Source organism: Streptomyces sp. NPDC001843 (assembly GCF_042891955.1).
Taxonomy (GTDB): Bacteria; Actinomycetota; Actinomycetes; order Streptomycetales; family Streptomycetaceae; genus Streptomyces.
This window is the reverse complement of sequence record NZ_JBIATQ010000018.1, coordinates 80,989-99,326: the sequence shown is the minus strand read 5'-3', so window position 1 is coordinate 99,326 and position 18,338 is coordinate 80,989. Positions and strand designations below refer to the sequence as shown.

At 71.4% G+C, this 18,338-nt stretch carries 20 protein-coding genes; 9 read left to right on the top strand and 11 right to left on the bottom strand.

Annotation, left to right across the window (positions count from 1 at the left end):
• Positions 1 to 16: 16 nt before the first annotated feature.
• A complete protein-coding gene (locus ACFYZQ_RS34705) occupies positions 17 to 943 on the bottom strand; it encodes a DUF3558 domain-containing protein (RefSeq protein ID WP_389156680.1) in 927 nt (308 codons plus the stop codon).
• Positions 944 to 1,062: 119 nt separating this feature from the next.
• Positions 1,063 to 1,956 (bottom strand): DUF3558 domain-containing protein, encoded by an 894-nt coding sequence (locus ACFYZQ_RS34700; RefSeq protein ID WP_389156677.1) that lies wholly within the window; start codon positions 1,954 to 1,956, stop codon positions 1,063 to 1,065.
• A gap of 205 nt (positions 1,957 to 2,161) precedes the next feature.
• Here ACFYZQ_RS34700 and ACFYZQ_RS34695 point away from each other — a divergent pair, with 205 nt between their 5' ends.
• A complete protein-coding gene (locus ACFYZQ_RS34695; RefSeq protein ID WP_389156674.1) occupies positions 2,162 to 3,355 on the top strand; it encodes an RtcB family protein in 1,194 nt (397 codons plus the stop codon).
• Between the two features lies 1 nt (position 3,356).
• On the opposite strand, the gene ACFYZQ_RS34690 is transcribed toward ACFYZQ_RS34695, so the two are convergent.
• Genes ACFYZQ_RS34690 through ACFYZQ_RS34675 form a run of 4 tightly spaced genes read right to left on the bottom strand, consistent with a single transcriptional unit; the run spans position 3,357 to position 5,963 of the window.
• Positions 3,357 to 4,625 (bottom strand): GNAT family N-acetyltransferase, encoded by a 1,269-nt coding sequence (locus ACFYZQ_RS34690; protein ID WP_389156671.1) that lies wholly within the window; start codon positions 4,623 to 4,625, stop codon positions 3,357 to 3,359.
• A 14-nt stretch (positions 4,626 to 4,639) separates the two neighbouring features.
• Positions 4,640 to 4,819, bottom strand: a complete 180-nt coding sequence (locus ACFYZQ_RS34685; RefSeq protein ID WP_389156766.1) for a hypothetical protein — start codon at positions 4,817 to 4,819, stop codon at positions 4,640 to 4,642.
• Positions 4,789 to 5,565: an SDR family NAD(P)-dependent oxidoreductase gene (locus ACFYZQ_RS34680; RefSeq protein ID WP_389156668.1), complete on the bottom strand. Its 777-nt coding sequence runs from the start codon at positions 5,563 to 5,565 to the stop codon at positions 4,789 to 4,791. The genes ACFYZQ_RS34685 and ACFYZQ_RS34680 overlap by 31 nt, the downstream gene beginning before the upstream one ends.
• Before the next feature lie 59 nt (positions 5,566 to 5,624).
• Positions 5,625 to 5,963, bottom strand: a complete 339-nt coding sequence (locus tag ACFYZQ_RS34675) for a YnfA family protein (RefSeq protein WP_389156665.1) — start codon at positions 5,961 to 5,963, stop codon at positions 5,625 to 5,627.
• Between the two features lie 99 nt (positions 5,964 to 6,062).
• On the opposite strand from ACFYZQ_RS34675, the gene ACFYZQ_RS34670 reads away from it, so the two are divergent.
• Both ACFYZQ_RS34670 and ACFYZQ_RS34665 read left to right on the top strand, forming a co-directional pair.
• Positions 6,063 to 6,545: a hypothetical protein gene (locus ACFYZQ_RS34670; RefSeq protein WP_389156662.1), complete on the top strand. Its 483-nt coding sequence runs from the start codon at positions 6,063 to 6,065 to the stop codon at positions 6,543 to 6,545.
• 72 nt (positions 6,546 to 6,617) lie between these two features.
• Positions 6,618 to 7,124, top strand: a complete 507-nt coding sequence (locus ACFYZQ_RS34665) for a MarR family winged helix-turn-helix transcriptional regulator (protein ID WP_389156659.1) — start codon at positions 6,618 to 6,620, stop codon at positions 7,122 to 7,124.
• Here ACFYZQ_RS34665 and ACFYZQ_RS34660 read toward each other — a convergent pair.
• Positions 7,121 to 7,528 (bottom strand): winged helix-turn-helix transcriptional regulator, encoded by a 408-nt coding sequence (locus tag ACFYZQ_RS34660; RefSeq protein ID WP_389156656.1) that lies wholly within the window; start codon positions 7,526 to 7,528, stop codon positions 7,121 to 7,123. The two genes, ACFYZQ_RS34665 and ACFYZQ_RS34660, sit on opposite strands and share 4 nt — an antisense overlap.
• Positions 7,529 to 7,650: 122 nt before the next feature.
• Between ACFYZQ_RS34660 and ACFYZQ_RS34655 the strand changes: the two genes are divergently transcribed.
• The 5 genes from ACFYZQ_RS34655 (at position 7,651) to ACFYZQ_RS34635 (ending at position 12,770) form a co-directional block, all read left to right on the top strand.
• Positions 7,651 to 8,541 (top strand): NADP-dependent oxidoreductase, encoded by an 891-nt coding sequence (locus tag ACFYZQ_RS34655; RefSeq protein WP_389156653.1) that lies wholly within the window; start codon positions 7,651 to 7,653, stop codon positions 8,539 to 8,541.
• Between the two features lie 169 nt (positions 8,542 to 8,710).
• Positions 8,711 to 9,811 (top strand): LLM class flavin-dependent oxidoreductase, encoded by a 1,101-nt coding sequence (locus ACFYZQ_RS34650; RefSeq protein ID WP_389156650.1) that lies wholly within the window; start codon positions 8,711 to 8,713, stop codon positions 9,809 to 9,811.
• Complete coding sequence (locus ACFYZQ_RS34645) at positions 9,808 to 10,398, top strand: FMN reductase (RefSeq protein WP_389156647.1); 591 nt, start codon at positions 9,808 to 9,810, stop codon at positions 10,396 to 10,398. The genes ACFYZQ_RS34650 and ACFYZQ_RS34645 overlap by 4 nt, the downstream gene beginning before the upstream one ends.
• Before the next feature lie 191 nt (positions 10,399 to 10,589).
• Positions 10,590 to 11,327, top strand: a complete 738-nt coding sequence (locus ACFYZQ_RS34640; protein WP_389156763.1) for a response regulator transcription factor — start codon at positions 10,590 to 10,592, stop codon at positions 11,325 to 11,327.
• Between the two features lie 21 nt (positions 11,328 to 11,348).
• Positions 11,349 to 12,770 (top strand): ATP-binding protein, encoded by a 1,422-nt coding sequence (locus tag ACFYZQ_RS34635; RefSeq protein WP_389156760.1) that lies wholly within the window; start codon positions 11,349 to 11,351, stop codon positions 12,768 to 12,770.
• A 9-nt stretch (positions 12,771 to 12,779) separates the two neighbouring features.
• Here ACFYZQ_RS34635 and ACFYZQ_RS34630 read toward each other — a convergent pair whose 3' ends face one another.
• Positions 12,780 to 14,582, bottom strand: a complete 1,803-nt coding sequence (locus tag ACFYZQ_RS34630) for a phosphatidylglycerol lysyltransferase domain-containing protein (protein ID WP_389156645.1) — start codon at positions 14,580 to 14,582, stop codon at positions 12,780 to 12,782.
• Between the two features lie 190 nt (positions 14,583 to 14,772).
• Positions 14,773 to 15,063 (bottom strand): hypothetical protein, encoded by a 291-nt coding sequence (locus ACFYZQ_RS34625; protein ID WP_389156642.1) that lies wholly within the window; start codon positions 15,061 to 15,063, stop codon positions 14,773 to 14,775.
• Between the two features lie 165 nt (positions 15,064 to 15,228).
• Between ACFYZQ_RS34625 and ACFYZQ_RS34620 the strand changes: the two genes are divergently transcribed.
• Positions 15,229 to 16,056 (top strand): M55 family metallopeptidase, encoded by an 828-nt coding sequence (locus ACFYZQ_RS34620; RefSeq protein WP_389156639.1) that lies wholly within the window; start codon positions 15,229 to 15,231, stop codon positions 16,054 to 16,056.
• A gap of 23 nt (positions 16,057 to 16,079) precedes the next feature.
• Here ACFYZQ_RS34620 and ACFYZQ_RS34615 read toward each other — a convergent pair whose 3' ends face one another.
• Together ACFYZQ_RS34615 and ACFYZQ_RS34610 are read right to left on the bottom strand one after the other, a co-directional pair.
• Positions 16,080 to 17,552 (bottom strand): APC family permease, encoded by a 1,473-nt coding sequence (locus ACFYZQ_RS34615; RefSeq protein WP_389156636.1) that lies wholly within the window; start codon positions 17,550 to 17,552, stop codon positions 16,080 to 16,082.
• A 44-nt stretch (positions 17,553 to 17,596) separates the two neighbouring features.
• Positions 17,597 to 18,295 (bottom strand): FadR/GntR family transcriptional regulator, encoded by a 699-nt coding sequence (locus ACFYZQ_RS34610; RefSeq protein ID WP_389156633.1) that lies wholly within the window; start codon positions 18,293 to 18,295, stop codon positions 17,597 to 17,599.
• Positions 18,296 to 18,338 lie beyond the last annotated feature (43 nt).

The window sequence follows — 18,338 nt, the reverse complement described above, 5'->3', positions numbered from 1 at the left end:
GCGAACGTGGTGCCGGTCAGTCCTTCTTGGCTGCCGACTTCGACGGAGAAGCGCTCGGGGACGCCTTCTCGGAAGCGGAGGGAGACGCCGACCCGGACGCCGACTTCGACGGCGCGGAGCTCGCCCCACCCGAACCCGCGTCCGAACTGCCGCCCGCACCCTGCCCGTTGGCCGCCGACACCGCGGCCACCGCCTCCTTGGTCGCCTTCTCCGCCGACTTCACCAGGTCGTCCGCGCTCGGAGACTTCTCGCCGGCCAGCCCCGCACCGTTGTAGTCCAGGGTGACGACGACGTTCTCCACGCGCGCGACCACCGTCTGCTGCTTGAAGCTGCCTTCCTTCTTCTTCAGGTCGTAGCGCACCACCGTCGCCTCGTCGCCCGTCCCGGCGACCGGCTCCGTCTTGCCGTTCTTCGCACCCGGCGCCGTCTGTGCCGCCTTGACCTGGTCCGCGTAGTACGCCTGCGCCTGCTTGTCGCCCGAACCCCGGTTGGCGTCCGAAGCGAAGCGGAGCATCGAGACGTTCAGCCAGCGGAACTGCGACCCCTTCACCCCGTTGTTGGCGAGGCTGCTCCAGGAGCAGCTCGACCGGGCCGAAGTGTCACTCGAAGTGCCCTCCTTGCCCGACTTCGACCCCTTCGGGACGAGTTCGCCCAGAGTCTTCTTCGACAGCACCTTGCACGGCTCCGGCAGCTTCGCGTACGCGGCCGCCTCCACCGTCGGAGAGGCACTCGGGGAGGCACTGCCCGCGTCCGCACCGGCCGCGGCCGTCTGCTGCGAACCCTGCGCGGCACCCGCGGAGTCGGAGTCCGAGCCGGAGCAGCCGGCGGCCACCAGCATCACGGGGACCGCCGCCGCGCAGACAAGGAGGCGGGGAAGAAGCTGGACTCGCTGGGCACGCTGGTCGTCTCGCTGGGCTGCTCGCTGCATGGTTCCTTCACTCATGACGCTCGTGGTTCCTGCGGTCGGATCGGGGTCCGATGGGCCACGGTACGCGGTGAGCGAGCTGTGCGGCCTCCGTTCGCGGGCTTTGCACACGCCCCCCGACGACCCCCGCGGCACCCCTAACCACCCAGCGCGTCATCCAGCCGATCCGCCAGATTACGGGCCCTGTCCTGCATTTCCTTGCTGTCCGGCACGGCACCGATCATCGTCGGCTGCTCCGTGTACTCGATGGTCACGATCACATTGGACGTGCGAAACACCACAGTCACCGTCCGCTGCTCCGCCGTCGAACCCGAGCTCGTCGTCTCGTCGTCGAGATACGCCTCGTCACCGAGGTCGTCGAGAGTGCGGGGCTGCAGATCGGCCGCGGCGGCACCCGAGGAACCGGAGGAACCGGAAGGGGAACCGGACGGCGGTGCGGTGGAGGAAGCCGTGGCGGAGGGCGCCACCGTGGCCGCCGACTCCCCGCCGGCGGCCGAGGCGGACGACGACACCGAAGGAGACCCGGAAGCCGACCCCGCCGAGGACTCCGACGCGGAAGCCTCGGGCGCGGAGACCTCGGGCGCCGGAAGGTCGGCCGCGGTCTGCATGCCCGCGAAGAGCTTCTCCGCCTGGCTGTCGTCACTGACGGCGTTGTCGTACGACACCACCCGCTCGAAATCGACCAGGAGATGATCGGTCGCATCCGTGGAATCGGCCTTCCAACGGCAGCCGACCTTACGGTCCGTGTCGTACGTGAGCGTCGCCTCGCCCTGATAGGCCTTGTCCCGCTGGTCCTCGTCGGTCATCTGCTTGATGCCCGGCAGAAGCGAGTCGAGCGTGCCGTGGCTGACCGCCCCGCAGGGCTCCGGAAGGGTGCGGTACTTACCGGGCTGCGCCACCGCCGTCGCCGTGCCGGCGTCACCGGGGTTCGCGTCGTCCGTCGAGCCCTTGTCGTCCGACCCGCTCGTGCAGCCGACCAGCAGGGCCGCGAGGAGGGCGGCGGTGCCGGTTACATACGCCTTCCGCTGCACGGTCAGGCTCCTCTCGACGGTCCGGGTGCTCCAGTGTCCCCGCTGGTAATTCGCTTGCCGCGGCGGGGCGCCCACTGCAGACAATGTGTATCGCACGCACTGCTGTGGACGCCGGTCCGTTGTCCCTTTTCGTCGACCTTGGCGCCGCTTTTGCGTTCTGAGCATTTCAATACTTTTGCTGCACCTTCGGGGGAATGAGGAAGACATGTCGTACGTGGAGATGCCCGGCGCGAAGGTCCCGATCCGTATGTGGACCGACCCCGCGACCGTCGAGGACGTGGCACTGCAGCAGCTCCGCAACGTCGCGACCCTGCCGTGGATCAAGGGCCTGGCGGTCATGCCGGACGTCCACTACGGCAAGGGCGCGACGGTCGGCTCCGTCATCGCCATGCAGGGCGCCGTGTGCCCGGCGGCGGTCGGGGTGGACATCGGCTGCGGCATGTCGGCGGTGAGGACGTCACTGACGGCGAACGATCTGCCGGGGGATCTCTCGCGGTTGCGGTCGAAGATCGAGCAGGCGATTCCGGTGGGGCGGGGGATGCATGACGATCCCGTGGACCCGGGGCGGTTCCATGGGCTGGCCACTTCCGGGTGGGAGGACTTCTGGGGGCGGTTCGATGGGATTGCCGAATCGGTCAAATTCCGTCATGAGCGGGCGGGAAAGCAGATGGGGACGCTCGGAAGTGGCAATCATTTTGTCGAAGTGTGCACGGATTCGACCGATTCTGTCTGGCTGATGCTCCACTCCGGCTCCCGCAACATCGGCAAGGAACTCGCTGAGCACCACATCGGCGTGGCCCAGAAGCTCCCGCACAACCAGGGGCTGGTCGACCGCGACCTCGCGGTCTTCGTCTCGGACACCCCGCAGATGGCGGCCTACCGTAACGACCTGTTCTGGGCGCAGGAGTACGCCAAGTACAACCGCACGCTCATGATGGCGCTCCTGAAGGACGTGATCCGCAAGGAGTTCAAGAAGGCGAAGCCCACCTTCGAGCCGGAGATCTCCTGCCATCACAACTACGTGAGCGAGGAGCGTTATGAAGGCATGGACCTGCTCGTCACCCGCAAGGGCGCGATCCGCGCGGGCTCGGGCGAGTACGGGATCATCCCCGGCTCCATGGGTACGGGTTCGTACATCGTGAAGGGCCTCGGCAACGAGAAGTCCTTCAACTCCGCCTCGCACGGCGCGGGTCGGCGCATGAGCCGCAACGCGGCCAAGCGCCGCTTCTCGACCAAGGACCTCGAGGAGCAGACGCGGGGCGTGGAGTGCCGCAAGGACTCCGGCGTCGTCGACGAGATCCCGGGCGCCTACAAGTCGATCGACCAGGTCATCGACCAGCAGCGGGACCTGGTCGAGGTCGTGGCGAAGCTGAAGCAGGTCGTGTGTGTGAAGGGCTGAGTCACCTCAGCCGCTTCTCCAGCAGTGTCACCGCGTACGGGCTGCCCGATCCGCCGTTCTTCGTGGGCTGTTCGCCGACCACAGTGTAGCCCGCCGCCTCGTAGTAGGCGCGCAGGCGGGGGTTGGAGGCGAGGCAGTCCAGGCGGGCGTACGGGCGGCCCTCGGCGGCGATGCGGGATTCCGCCTGCGCCAACATTCGGCGGCCCGCGCCCGGGGGAGCTGTGTGCGGGGTCGTCATCAGGCGGTGGACGTAGCCGGCGTCCGGGGGGCGGGGGCCCCAGGCCGCCGGGTCGTCCCACCAGAGTTCCCAGGCGCCCGCCAGATGGTCGCCGCTGTGCGCCAGCCACACCTCGCCGTCCGTCATACGGGCGCGGAAGTGGGCCTCGTCCTTCTCTCCCGGCTTCCACTGGTCGATCCCGCGGGCCAGTTGCCACAGGGCCGCCGCGTCGCGCAGGCGCACCAGGACGGAGGCCTCGGCGGGGATCGCCTTGCGGTACGTCAGTGCGGGCCAGCTCTTGGGGACCGGTTCGAGCAGGTGGGCGCGCAAGGTCTTCGAGAGGTGCGCGGCGTCCATGCCCAGCGCGTCCGTCACATATCCGTCGACCGAGCCGTATCGCGCGTTGAGGGCCGCCAGGAACAGGCGCATGACGGAGGCGGGAGCGTGGCCCCAGGCGGGCCAGGTGGGGGTGCGGCCCCCGTTTCGCGTGCGCCAGGCGGCCAGGAGGGCCGGTGTGGCCAGTTCCGTGAGGCTGAAGTCCTCGACGATCGTCGGCTCGGGGATGCCGAGGAGGGAGAGAACCAGGGCGGCGAGCTGGCCCGTGCGGTCCTTGCCGGAGGCGCAGTGGAAGGCGAGGGCGGTGCCGGACTCGGCCGCCTCCGCGATCAACTCCAGTGCCGCGCGGATTTCCTTGGTGCCGTCCTCCGCGACCTCCATGTAGCGCTCGGCGAGGTAGGGGCCGGGGTCGATGTCGGGGGTGAGGGCCGCTTGGTCGTAGGGGCGGTGCTCGATGCTGAGGTTGTGGTAGCTGAAGGAGGGGTGCGCCGGGATACGGCCCCGCCTCTCCACCTCCCAGTCGTGGCGCAGGTCGATCACCGTGCCGATGCCCAGGGAGAGGAAGCGGTCCCAGTCGGAGGTGTCCTCGGTCAGCTTGCCCAAGGAGTCGGCGCGGTAGAGGCGGCCGGGGCGGATGCGGTGGCGGCCGTCCGGGGTCGGATAGCCGCCCAGGTCACGGAAGTTGTGCAGGCGGTCGAACGGTATATGTCTGTCCACACCTCAGTGTGGACTCAGTGCGCGTGCCGTACCGCGTAGATCATCACGAACGCCACGAAGTGGATGCCGAAGAGGAAGTAGGCGAGGAAGTACCAGACCTTGCGCTCGTCCTTGGTTTCCTGTTCCAGTCGGCGTCTTTCCAGCGCCTTGTCCTGGTCGTCGGTCACAGCTCCCGGTGCACCTTCGTGTTGGATGCCTGGGCGCGGGGACGGAGTACCAGGAGGTCGACGTTGACGTGGCTGGGGCGGGTCACCGTCCAGGCGATGGTGTCGGCGACGTCCTCGGCGGTGAGGGGTTCGGCCACGCCCTCGTAGACCTTGGCCGCCTTTTCCTGGTCGCCGCCGAAGCGGGTGAGGGCGAACTCGTCGGTGCGGACCATGCCGGGGGCGATCTCGATGACGCGGACGGGCTGGCCGACGATCTCCAGGCGGAGGGTCTCTGCGAGGACGTGGGCGCCGTGTTTGGCGGCGACGTAGCCCGCGCCGCCCTCGTAGGTGCCGTGGCCGGCGGTGGAGGAGACGACCACGACCGTGCCGTCGCCGCTGGCGACGAGCTTCGGGAGGAGGGCCTGGGTGAGGTTGAGCGTGCCGATGACGTTCGTCTCGTACATGGTGCGCCAGTCCGCCGGGTCGCCGGTGGCGACGGGGTCGGCGCCGAGTGCGCCGCCGGCGTTGTTGACGAGGACGCCGATGGTCTGGAAGGCGGTGGCGAACTCGTCGACCGCCGCGCGGTCCGTCACGTCGAGCTGGTACGCCACGGCCGAGTGGCCGGCTGCCGTGAGTTCCTCCGCGAGCGCCTCGATGCGGTCCTTGCGGCGGGCGGTGAGGACGACGCGGTATCCGGCGGCGGCGAGCTTTCGGGCCGTGGCGGCGCCGATTCCGCTGCTCGCACCGGTGACGACGGCGATGCGGGAGGCGGCGGACGGGGCGGCGGGGGCCATGGGCTGCTCCTCGGGGGCGGGGCTGGGTTCCGGGCGTCTGCGGCCAGCGTAGGCGAGCGTCAGCGGCCGTCCCTCGGCACCCACATGATCACGGCCATACCGGCCAGGCAGATCAGCGCCCCGACGATGTCCCAGCGGTCGGGGCGGTAGCCGTCGGCGACCACGCCCCACAGCAGTGAACCGGCGACGAAGATCCCGCCGTACGCGGCGAGGATGCGGCCGAAGTGGGCGTCGGGCTGGAAGGTGGCGACGAATCCGTAGGCGCCGAGGGCGAGCACGCCGCCGGCCGCCCAGAGCCAGCCGCGGTGCTCGCGTACGCCCTGCCAGACGAGCCAGGCGCCGCCGATCTCGAAGAGGGCGGCGACGACGAACAGTGCGGCTGAGCGGAGGACGAGCATGGGGGCAGCTTCGCACGGCCGTGTCACCTGATGGACGGCGCCTGTCGGGCACTCCTCGTGGCATACATCCCATACGTACGTATATATGAGGAGTGAGCCATGGTGCGAGGTACGCGAGGTGTAGTACGAGGGCTTGCCGTGGGCGGGGTCGCCGGGCTGGCGGTGGTCATGGGTGGCGGGGCCGCCTGGGCGGGTGATGCCGGGGCCGACGTGGTCTATCACGGTTCCGCGGTGATGACCGGCGATCAGGTCGAGGTGCGGCTGACCCCGCGCAACAACGGTCCGTCCGCCGTCGTGGACGCGAGTGTGCGGCTGCGCTGGTCGGTGCCGCTCGCGGAGGAGCAGCGCCTTCCGGCGGGGTGTGTGCGCGAGGAGGAGCGGGCGGTGGTGTGCCGTACGGGTTCGCTGGCCGTGGACGGGGTGGGGGAGCGGATCGTGCTCTCGGTGCGGCTGAAGGAGCGGCCGCCGGAGCTGACGCTGGAGTTCGAGACGGCGTGGGGCGGCGGCGCCGGGGATACCGGGAAGGCGCACGACCGGCAGCGGGTGCTGGTGCTGGCCACGGGGGACACGTACGCGTTCTGAGCCGCGGTGGCGGGGTCGGCCCGGCCTTGCGCCGTACGATCCCTGCGCGGCGCAGGCGAAAGGTGGCCGGGCATGTCCGGGAGCGGGACGGGAAGCGGTGCGGGGAGCGGCCGGTCGCGGCTGCTGACGGAGCTGGCGGCCGTCTCCCGGCGGTACATGGCGTCGTACGCCCTGTTCAACCAGGCCGTCGCCGACCACTTCGGTCTGCACCCCACCGATCTGCAGTGCCTGAACCTGCTCACGCTGGAGGAGGCGCCGGTCACCACCGGCCGCATCGCGGAGCTGACGGGCCTGACGACCGGGTCGGCGACACGGCTGGTGGACCGGCTGGAGAAGGCGGGATACGTCGTCCGGCGGCGGGACGCGGTGGACCGGCGGCGGGTGCTGGTGGCGACCGTGCCGGAGAAGGTGGCGGAGTTCGGCCGTATGTGGGACAGCCTCGGCGGCACCTGGGAGGCGCTCTTCGACGATCTGGACGACGCCGAACTCGGGGTGATCGTCCGGCACATGAGGCGGACGGTGGAGCTGAGCGGCGAGCAGATCGCCCGGTTGCGGGAGGGGCGGGTCCGGCCCGACTAGCCCGCGGGGGTCTCCGTGTCGTAGCGCTCCCGTGCGGCTCGTACCTCGTCGAAGTGGGTCTCCGCCCAGTCCTTCACCGCGGTCAGCAGCAGGGCGAGGCTGCGGCCCAGCGGGGTGAGTTCGTAGTCGACGCGGACCGGGACGGCCGGGGTGACGGTGCGGGAGAGGATGCCGTCGCGTTCCAGGGTGCGCAGGGTCTGGGTGAGCATCTTGGGGCTGACGCCGGCGATCTTGCGGCCGAGGTCGCTGTAGCGCATGGGGCCGGTCGACAGGGCGGCGACGACCAGGCTGACCCACTTGTCGCTGAGTCGGCCCAGGAGGTGGTTGGTGGGGCAGTCGCGGATGAAGGCGTCGTACTCCGCGCGGGCCTGTTCGCGTCGCTGTGCCGCCGTCATGGTCGCCATGGCTCTCCTCCGCGTCGCCTACGCACCTTCAGGTAACTACTTACCAATGGATAGTAACTCTTCCTAGGGTTGTCGCAACGGGTTGGGAGACCCAAACAGGCAATTGATCAGGGAGAGTTGACATGCGTGCTGCTGTGGTGAGGACGTTCGGCGGGCCCGAGGCCGTGGAGGTCGTGGAGGCGGAGGTGCCGGAGCCGAGGGCGCGGGAGGTGCGGATCAAGGTCGCGGCGAGTGCGCTGAATCCCGTGGACGCGGGCGCGCGGTCCGGGGCCTTCGGTGGGGCGGGCAAGCAGGTCGGGCTGGGCTGGGACGTCGCCGGGACGGTGGACGCCGTGGGGGTGGCGACCGCGTGGAACGTCGGCGACGAGGTGGTGGCGCTCGACTACGGCATGACGAAGCCGGTGGGCGCGCACGCCGAGTACGTCGTCGTGCCCACGGACGCGGTGGCGCTGGCGCCCGCGACGGCGGACGCGGCGCACGCGGCCACCCTGCCGCTGAACGCCCTGACCGCCGCCCAGGGGCTCGACCTGCTGGAGTTGGCCCCCGGCCAGTCGCTGCTGGTGACGGGCGCGGCGGGCGCGGTCGGCGGGTACGCCGTGCAGCTCGCCGTCCACCAGGGCGTCTCGGTGACCGCGCTGGCCAGGGAGGGCGACGAGGAGCTCGTGCGTTCCCTGGGTGCCGCACACGCCACCTCCGGTGACATCGCGCCGGCGGGTTACGACGCGGTGTTCGACGCGGCGGTGCTGGGGGAGCCGGCCCTGGAGTGGGTGCGGGACGGGGGCGGGTACGTCGGTGTGATCCCGCAGGCCCAGCCCGCGCCGGTGCGCGGAGTGCGGACGTCGGCCGTCGAGGTGGCCGCCGACGGGGCCCGGCTGGCCGAGCTGGTGCGGTTGGCGGACGAGGGCGTGCTGACGCTGCGGGTGGCCGAGACGTACTCCCTGGAGGACGCGGTGAAGGCGCACGTCCGGCAGGCGGAGGGCGGTGTGCGGGGGCGGCTGGTGATCGTTCCGTGACGACGTGGGAGGGCCGTCCACTGCGTCAGGGGTGGGTGCGGCAGAGGTAGGTGCGTCAGAGATGAGAAGTGTGCACTCGTGGATCAGGGAGGCCTGGCGGAATAGGCGGACACTGGGGTCTGTTGCAGAGCTATAGTTGAACGGTCAACAACTTGGAGGTTGAGCGACCATGCAGTTCGGGATCTTCAGCGTCGGCGACGTCACCCCGGACCCCACCACAGGCCGTACGCCGACCGAGCGCGAGCGCATCAAGGCCATGGTCGCCATCGCGCTGAAGGCGGAGGAGGTCGGCCTGGACGTCTTCGCGACCGGCGAGCACCACAACCCGCCGTTCGTGCCCTCGTCCCCGACCACGATGCTCGGCTACATAGCCGCGCGGACCGAGAAGCTGGTCCTCTCCACCTCCACCACCCTGATCACCACCAACGACCCGGTGAAGATCGCCGAGGACTTCGCGATGCTCCAGCACCTGGCCGACGGCCGGGTGGACCTGATGATGGGCCGCGGCAACACCGGGCCGGTCTACCCCTGGTTCGGCCAGGACATCCGCCAGGGCATCAACCTCGCCATCGAGAACTACGCCCTGGTGCACCGCCTGTGGCGCGAGGACGTCGTCGACTGGGAGGGCAAGTTCCGCAGCCCGCTGCAGGGCTTCACCTCCACCCCGCGCCCGCTGGACGGGGTCCCGCCCTTCGTCTGGCACGGCTCCATCCGGTCCCCGGAGATCGCCGAGCAGGCCGCGTACTACGGCGACGGCTTCTTCCACAACAACATCTTCTGGCCGGCCGACCACACCAAGCGGATGGTCGAGCTGTACCGCACCCGGTACGCCCACTACGGCCACGGCACGCCCGAGCAGGCGATCGTCGGGCTCGGCGGGCAGGTGTTCATGCGGAAGAACTCGCAGGACGCGGTGAACGAGTTCCGCCCCTACTTCGACAACGCCCCGGTCTACGGCCACGGCCCGTCCCTGGAGGACTTCACGGACCAGACCCCGCTGACCGTCGGCTCCCCGCAGCAGGTGATCGAGAAGACCCTCTCCTTCCGCGAGTACGCCGGTGACTACCAGCGTCAGCTGTTCCTCATGGACCACGCCGGGTTGCCCCTGAAGACCGTGCTGGAGCAGCTCGACATGCTGGGCGAGGAGGTCGTGCCGGTGCTGCGCGAGGAGTTCGCCAAGGGCCGTCCGGCGGACGTGCCGGACGCGCCGACCCACCAGTCGCGGCTCGCCGCCGCGTCGAAGAACCCGGAAGAGGTGACCGTCGTATGAAGCTCGTCGTCGTCTCGGCGGGACTGAGCGTCCCGTCCTCCACCCGGCTGCTCGCCGACCGGCTGGCGAACGCGACCGCCGGGCGGACCTCGGCCGAGGTGCGGGTGATCGAGCTGCGGGACCTCGCGGTGGAGATCGCGCACAACCTCACCAACGGGTTCCCCGGGCGGGCCCTCGCGGACGCGCTCGACGCGGTGGCGGCGGCCGACGGCCTGATCGTCGTCAGCCCCGTCTTCACCGCCTCCTACAGCGGGCTGCTCAAGTCCTTCTTCGACGTCCTCGACAAGGAGGCGCTGGTGGGCAAGCCGGTGCTGATCGCGGCGACGGGCGGGACGGCGCGGCACTCGCTCGTGCTGGAGCACGCGATGCGGCCGCTGTTCGCCTACCTGCGTGCGGTGGTCGTGCCGACGGCTGTGTACGCGGCCTCGGAGGACTGGGGGGCGCAGGGGCTCGCGGAGCGGATCGAGCGGGCGGCGGGGGAGCTGGCCGCGCTGATGACGGGGCCGGCGGGGGCGGCTCCGGCCAAGGCCGACCGTGACCTTGAGGTCGTGCCGTTCGAGGAGCAGTTGGCGGCGCTGAGGAGCTGACCCGGGGCTCGTGCTGGGGCGGGGCGCTGCGCAGCCCGGCGCTGCGAGGTGCCTCCCCCACTCGTGCAGCCCCCAGCAGGGCCGGGGTTGCCTCCTCCACGGTATGAGCCAGGTAAAAAGGGTGATCGTAGGCCCACTCGTCCCGGCCGAACCGCCGGAGGCCTTGGCAGACTGGGGACGTGCCCCAGACTGTGCTTCTCGCCGAAGACGACCGCGCCATCCGTCATGCCCTCGAGCGTGCCCTGAGCCTGGAGGGCTACGAGGTCACGGCGGTCGCCGACGGCGTCGAGGCGCTGGCGCAGGCCCATCGGACCCCGCCGGACGTCCTCGTGCTGGACGTCATGATGCCGGGCATCGACGGTCTGCAGGTCTGCCGGGTGCTGCGCGCCGAGGGCGACCGCACCCCGATCCTGATGCTCACCGCCCTGGTGGAGACCGCCGACCGCATCGCGGGCCTGGACGCCGGCGCGGACGACTACGTGGTGAAGCCGTTCGACGTCGAGGAGGTCTTCGCCCGGCTGCGCGCCCTGCTCCGCCGCACCAGCCCGGTCGCCCCGGTCGGTGGCAGCGGCGGCAGCGGCGGCCCCGAGGTGAGCGAGGTGAGCCGGGGGGACGTCCAGGTCTCCGACCGCCAGGTGGAGGCCGCGGGGCTGCGCATGGACCTCCAGGCCCGCCGGGCCTGGCGCGGCAGGCGTGAGCTGGAGCTGACCCGCACCGAGTTCGAACTGCTGGAGCTGCTCGTGCGCAACGCGGGCATCGTGCTCGACCACTCCACCATCTACGACCGCATCTGGGGCTACGACTTCGGCCCCGGCTCGAAGAACCTCGCCGTCTACGTCGGCTACCTGCGCCGCAAGCTGGACGAGCCGGGTGCGCCGCAGCTGATCCACACCGTCCGTGGCGTGGGTTACGTGCTGCGGGAGGACTGAGTGGGCCGCCTCGGGCGGCTGATGGCCAGGCGTCGGCCGAAACTGGTGTCGCTGCGGACCACCTTCGCCGTGTCCTTCGCGGCCGTCACCGCCGCCGTCACGATCCTCGTCGGCATCCTGTCCTACGGTGCGGCCGCCCGTCTGGTCCGGGTCGACCAGCAGTCGGTGTTCACCGAGGTGGTGCAGGACGTACGGGACGAGGTCCGGCAGCACGACATGAAACCGGACGACTTCTCCTCCTCCCGCCCGGGCCACGACGTCGTACGGCCCGCCCGTACCGACGTGCAGGTGCTCGGCGCCGAGGGCGGGATCGTCGACCACGGCAGCCCCGTGCTGCCGGTCACCGCCCGGGACCGGGTCGTCGCCGGTGCGAGGGCGGCCGGGAGGCTGGCCGAGCACAAGGACGTCCGGGTCGGCGAGGACCTCTTCCGTATCGCGACCGTCTCGCTCGGCGACGGGCGGGGCGCGGTGCAGGTGGCGCAGGAGTTCAGCGACACCGAGGATCTGCTGCGGGCGCTGCAGCAGCGGACGCTGGCCCTGATGTCGGCGGTGGTGGTCGCCGCCGGGCTGTTCGGCTGGTGGCTGGCCCGCCGTATCACCCGCCGGCTGGTGAGCCTCACCTCGGCCGCCGAGGACGTCGCCCGTACCCGGCAGCTCGGCATCCAGGTGCCCGTCGCCGGGTACGACGAGGTGGGCCGGCTGGGCCGGGCCTTCGACCGCATGCTGGGCCGGCTCGCCCAGTCGGAGGAGGACCAGCGCCGGCTGGTCCAGGACGCCGGCCACGAACTGCGTACGCCGCTGACCTCGCTGCGTACGAACATCTCGCTGCTGCGCCGTATCGACGAGCTGCCGCCCGCCACCCGTGAGGAACTGGTCGCGGACCTCGGCCAGGAGGCCCGCGAGCTGACCGACCTGGTCAACGAGCTCGTCGACCTCGCCGCCGGGCAGTCGGACACCGAGCCCCCGCAGGCCGTGGACCTCGCGGACATCGCGGAGGACGTGGTGGGTCTGGCCCGGCGCCGCACCGGCCGTGACATCGTCCTCAGGGTGAGCGGGGACACGACGACGGACGGCCGGTCCGGCATGCTGCAGCGCGCCGTCTCGAACCTGGTCGAGAACGCGGCCAAGTTCGACCGTGACGGGAAGGCGCCCATCGAGGTCAACGTCACCGGCCCGGCCCGGCCGGGTGTGGTCCGGGTCGAGGTCCTCGACCGCGGACCCGGTATCGCCGACGGCGACCTCATCCGGATCTTCGACCGTTTCTACCGTGCCGCCGACGCCCGTTCCCTGCCCGGCTCCGGCCTCGGGCTGTCCATCGTGCGCGAGGTGGCCACGGCGCACGGGGGAGCGCCGTTCGCCTTCCGGCGGGAGGGCGGCGGCGCGGCGATCGGGTTCACCGTGGGCGGGGGCGGGCCGCCGAGCGGTGTGCGCGGGGGCGGCTGAGCGCCCCGGTCAGGGGCGGCAGGGGGACTTGCGGCGTCCCGGCAGGCCCGGCAGGGCGGGGGCGGTGAGGAAGCCCTCGGCCCGTGCGCTCGCCAAGCCGATACGGGGGATGTCGCTGCTCTTGGCGAACAGCAGGAAGCGGGGCTCCCAGACGGGCCGGTACTTGGCGTTGGCCCGGTACAGGGACTCGATCTGCCACCAGCGGGAGAAGAACGCGAGGACGGAGCGCCACAGCCGCAGGACCGGGCCGGCGCCCAGCCGGGAGCCGCGTTCGAACACCGACCGGAACATGGCGAAGTTCAGCGACACCCGGCGTACGCCCAGTTCCTCCGCGCGCGTCAGGAGCTCGACGACCATGTACTCCATCAGGCCGTTCTCGCAGTCCCGGTCGCGGCGCATCAGGTCCAGGGAGAGGCCGTGCGCGCCCCACGGCACGAAGCTCAGCAGGGCGCGCGGTTCGCCCTCGGCGTCCCGGCATTCGAGCATCACGCAGCGGCCGTCGGCGGGGTCGCCGAGGCGGCCGAGCGCCATGGAGAAGCCGCGTTCGGTGGCGCCGTCGCGCCAGTGGTCGGCGCGGTCGACGAGCAGGGCCATCTCGTCCTCGGGGATGTCCTCGTGGCGGCGGACGCGGACCGTGTAGCCGGCGCGGCGGACGCGGTTGTGGGCCTGGCGGACCACGCGCATGGCGCGGCCCTCGAGGGTGAAGTCGGCCAGGTCCACGATGGCTTCGTCGCCCAGTTCGAGGGCGTCCAGGCCGTGCCGGGCGTAGATCGTGCCGGCCTCCTCGCTCGCGCCCATCACCGCGGGCGTCCAGGCGTGCCGGCGGGCTTCGGCGAGCCAGGCGTCGATGGCGCCGGGCCAGGCCTCGGGGTCGCCGATGGGGTCGCCGGAGGCGAGGCTGACGCCGCCGACGACGCGGTAGGCGATGGCGGCCTTGCCGCTGGGGGAGAAGATGACGGCCTTGTCGCGGCGCAGGGCGAAGTAGCCGAGGGAGTCGCGCTCGCCGTGCCGGTCGAGGAGGTCGCGCAGGCGCCGCTCGTCGTCCTCGCCGAGCAGGGCCTGGCCGCGCGGGGCGCGGAAGCAGGCGTACAGGACGAGCAGGAAGGTCGCGGCGACCAGGATGTTGATGATCACGTCGACCCAGCGGGGTGCGTGCACGGCGTCGAAGCGGTCGGCGAGCGGGCCGACGCTGATGCCGCGCAGCAGGGTGTAGGCGATCTTGTCCTGGAGCGTGGCGCCGGGCACCTTGTTGGTCGCGTCCACGAGGAGGGTGCCGAGGGTGGCGCTGACCAGCGTGCCGCCGGCGCCGACGGCCAGGGCGAGCCGGGGGTTGGAGCGGTCGCCGATGGCGTCGAACTCCCGGCGGCCGATCAGCAGCGCGGCCACGAACAGGGCGGTGAGCAGGGCGGAGAGCCAGTTGAAGAGGTGCTCGCGGTAGGCGTCGCGGGTGAGGGCGATGACGTACAGGCCGAGGAGGGCGCCGGCGCACAGCAGGTTGAACAGCCAGGCGGCCCGCTTGCGGCGCCGCATGACCACGGCGAGGAAGAGGGCGAGGGCGGCGGAGACCAGGCCTGCGGTGGCCAGGTACGGCGTGAAGTACTCGCCGGCGTTGTGTTCGTGGACCTCCTGGCGGAAGGGGAGGGAGACGACCGCGGCGATGTTCAGCGCGGCGAGCAGCCGCAGGTACCAGACGGTGGCGGAGGCCGCGCGTGCCCGCAGCCGCGGGCCGGGCCGGACGGGGAAGCGGCGTGGGGTGTCCTCGGCGGTGCGTGGGGGGTGCGTGGTCGACTGCTGTGCGGGCAGTGGGGGCATGGTGACCGGTCACCTTGGGGAGGGGTGGGGACGGGGACGGGTGGGCGGTCGGCCGCGCGGTCGTCACGCGTCGCCGCCAACCTAAGACCCTACAGTTTGTAGGGTAATGCAGGCAGGGGGTGGCCGTACGGCATGGTCCCACGGGAGTGGGAGTGCGTGGGGGCGCGTACGGCGAGGAGCGCGCCGGTGTTCAGCCGGTCTGGTCCTCCGTGCGGCGCCGGTCCGCCGTCAGCATCCATGCCAGGTTGCCCACCGCCGCACCGGCCGCCACCACGGCGACGATCACCCCGGCCGTCGTCAGCCCGTCGCTGAACAGGTGCGGCCGCCGGTCCAGGCTGTGCAGGCCGAACCCGCACAGCTCGTACACCCCGGCGGCGGCGATCGTCAGGCTCGTAACCAGCACGGCGACCGTCGGCGCCAGCGCCCGCACGGCCGGCGGCACGCCCGGCTGCGGTGGGTACGCTTCCCGTGTGTCCTGCATGATCTCCCCCGTCGAACAGTTGCCTGGTCACTGGATACGTGTGACCGCTGCCTGCTGATCAATGCCCGCGGATCGTCCCTGCGGACCGTCTCTGCTGATACGTCTGCCCGAAGGCGCCTCGAAACCTACAGTACGTAGGGTCCGGTTCACCCTAGGCTGGCGACCGTGCGGATATACATCACTGCCGACATGGAGGGCGTCAGCGGGCTCGTCGACGCCGACGACGTGCAGCCCGGCGGGCGGGACTACGAGCGCGGCCGGGCCATGATGGCCGCGGACGTGAACGCCGCCGTCCGTGGTGCCGTGGCCGCCGGCGCGAGCGCCGTACTCGTCAACGACGCCCACGGCCCCATGCGCAACCTCCTCCCCGAGGCCCTGCACCCGGCCGCCCGCCTGGTCCGCGGCAAGCCCAAGCAGATGCTGATGCTGGAGGGGCTCACCGGTGAGTACGACGCCGTCGTCTGCGTCGGCTACCACTCCCGGGCCGGTGTCCACGGCGTACTGAGCCACAGCTTCATGGGGCACGAGATCGAGGACATGTGGCTGGACGGCCGCCCGGTCGGCGAGATCGGCCTGGCCCAGGCCACCGCGGCGGCGCTCGGCGTCCCCGTGGTCGCTCTCACCGGCGACGACACGGCCTGCAAGGAGGCGGCGGACTGGGACGGCGGCATCGTCACGGTCCCCGTGAAGTACGCCCGCGACCGCTTCGCCGCCGAACTGCGTCCCACCGCCGAGGCGCACAAGGAGATCGAGGAAGCGGTCACCCGGGCCCTCGCCGCCGTCCCCGAGCCCCGGACCGCCCCCCGGGAGGCCACCCTCGCCGTCCGCTGGCAGTCCTCCTCGGTCGCCGAAACCCTGCTGGGCATCCCCGGGGTGACCGCCACCGACAGCCGGACCGTGCGGGCGAGCGGCGACCTGCCCGCCCTCTACCGCCAGTTCGGCGTGTGGATGCGCGTCGCCGCCTCGCTGACCAACCAGCCGCCGTACTGCTGACCTTCCGAAAGGCCCCCGCCTGCTCACTCCGCGTCGGCGACGACGGACCCGACCCGCTCGGCCAGGCCCGGGTCGCGCCGGACCAGGAGGGCCGCGTAGCCGACGGCGCCCAGCAGGGTGGCGAGGGCCGTGAGGGGGAACCAGCTGTAGGGCGCGGGCTGGCCGGGTTTGGCGAGGTAGTAGAGCGGGATCAGGATGGCCAGGGTGCCGATCGCGGGCAGCACCAGGTGCCGGACCGTCCGGAACTCCTGCGGGCGGTACCTGCGGTAGTACAGCGGCAGGGCGATGTTGGACGCGAGGTAGACGAGCAGGATCAGGATGGCGCCCAGGCTGGAGGACTCGGCGAAGAAGGTGACGGGGTTCATCGGCCCGCCGTCGGCCCCGAGCAGATGGGCGAGCCCCCAGCCGCCGATGATCAGCAGCGAGATGGCGGTGAAGGTGACGATCGCGTTGTTCGGCGTACGGCGCTTGGGGTGCACGTAACCGAAGAAGGACGGCAGCAGCCCCTCGCGGCCGGCGTTGAACACCAGCCGCGCCTGGGAGTTGATGCCGGCGATCAGCACGCCGAGGGTCGAGGTCAGACCGCCCAGGTAGGCGACGAACGCCAGCCCGCCGAGGGTGTCCTGGGCGACGTCGACGAAGGGGATGCGGGCGGCGCCGAGCCGGGCGACGTCGTAGTCGAAGCCGGTCACCGTGGCGTAGGAGAACAGGACGTAGCTCACCGTCATGATCGCGACGGAGAGGAACACGGCCCGGCCGACGTTGCGCCGCGGGTTCTCCGTCTCCTCGGCCAGCGCCGCCGAGTTCTCCCAGCCGATGAACAGGTACACCGCCAGCGGGAAGCCCGCCGCCAGCCCGTTCAGGCCGTGGCTGATGTGCCCGGGCAGGAACGGGGCGGCGGAGAGGTGGCCGCGGTGCTCGACGATCGCGGCGACCGAGACCACGACCAGCACCAGCATCTCCACGCCGAAGAAGTAGCCGGCCCACTTGGTGGACACCACCACGCCGCGCAGCATCAGCCCCACGGACAGCGCGGTCAGCAGCAGTGTCCAGATGATCCACGGCAGGTCGACGCCGGTGTAGTGGTGCAGGGTGATCTGTACGAACCCGCCGGAGATCGCGATGACGGAGGCCATCGCGATGATGTAGCCGAGCCCGGCCAGCAGGGCCGTGGTCACCGCGCTGACCGGCCCGAACGTCCTGCCGACGAACGTGGTGAAGCTGCCCGCGGAGGGGTGCGCCCGGGAGAACTCGGCGAGCGTGTTGCCCAGCAGCGCGACCGCCAGCCCCGCGGTGACGATGGTCAGCGGCGACGCGATGCCCGCGGTGGTGGCGAGGAAGGCGAAACCGAAGTAGAAGCTCATGGCGGGGCCGACGTTGGCCATCGTGGCGGCGGCGATGTCCGCCATGCCGAGAACGCCGCCGCGCAGCCGCTGGGGCGTGCCGCCGGCGGGGCCCGATGTCGACGACGGGCCGACGGCTCCGAGGTCAGGCATGGCGAGGGCTCCTTCTGCGGTGGGGCGGTGCGGTCACTGCGGCGTCAGTCCGGGTGGGCGTGGCGGTGGGCCTTGACGGCGCGCACGGCCGGGCCGAGGGCGCCGCGGCCGAGTTCGGTGAGCAGGTCGGCGTGGCAGCGGTTGCGCTCCCGTACCACGTCGGGTGCCGGGGCGGGCCCCAGCAGGCACTGCCGGCCGAGCAGGTCGGCGGCGAACTCGCGGATCCCGGCGCCGCCGAGCGCTTCCGCGAGGTCGAGGTGGAAGCGGGTCTCCAGTTCGACCAGGCGTGCCGGGTCGGTCACCGTGTCCATCGCGTCGACCAGCGACCGCAGCCCGTCGAGGTGACCGTCCGGGACCTCGCCGGCCCCGTGGGCCACCAGACCGCACTCGAGCAGCAGGTGGAAGCCGTCCAGCGCGGCCGCCTCGTCGGCGTCGTGCATCAGGGCGACGACGGCGTCCCAGTCCGGTGCGACGAAGGTGCCGCCCGCGCGGCCGCGCCGCCGGTCGAGCAGGCCGTCCTGGCACATTCCCTCCAGCGCGCGGCGCACGGTGATCTCACTGATCCCCAGTTCCTCGGCGAGGACGCCGACGTCCGGCAGCCGGTCTCCGGGCGAGACGGCCTTCAGGCGCACCCGCAGGGCGATCCGGGACCGGACGAGTTCCGATCCCGTGGGTCCCCTGCCGGGCAGGAGTCGGGTGTCCGCGCCGCCGTAGGGTCCGAACTTGCCCGCTGCATTCACCACGGCGTCACCCTAACCGTCCTGCTGAGCGGGGATGCGTGAAAAA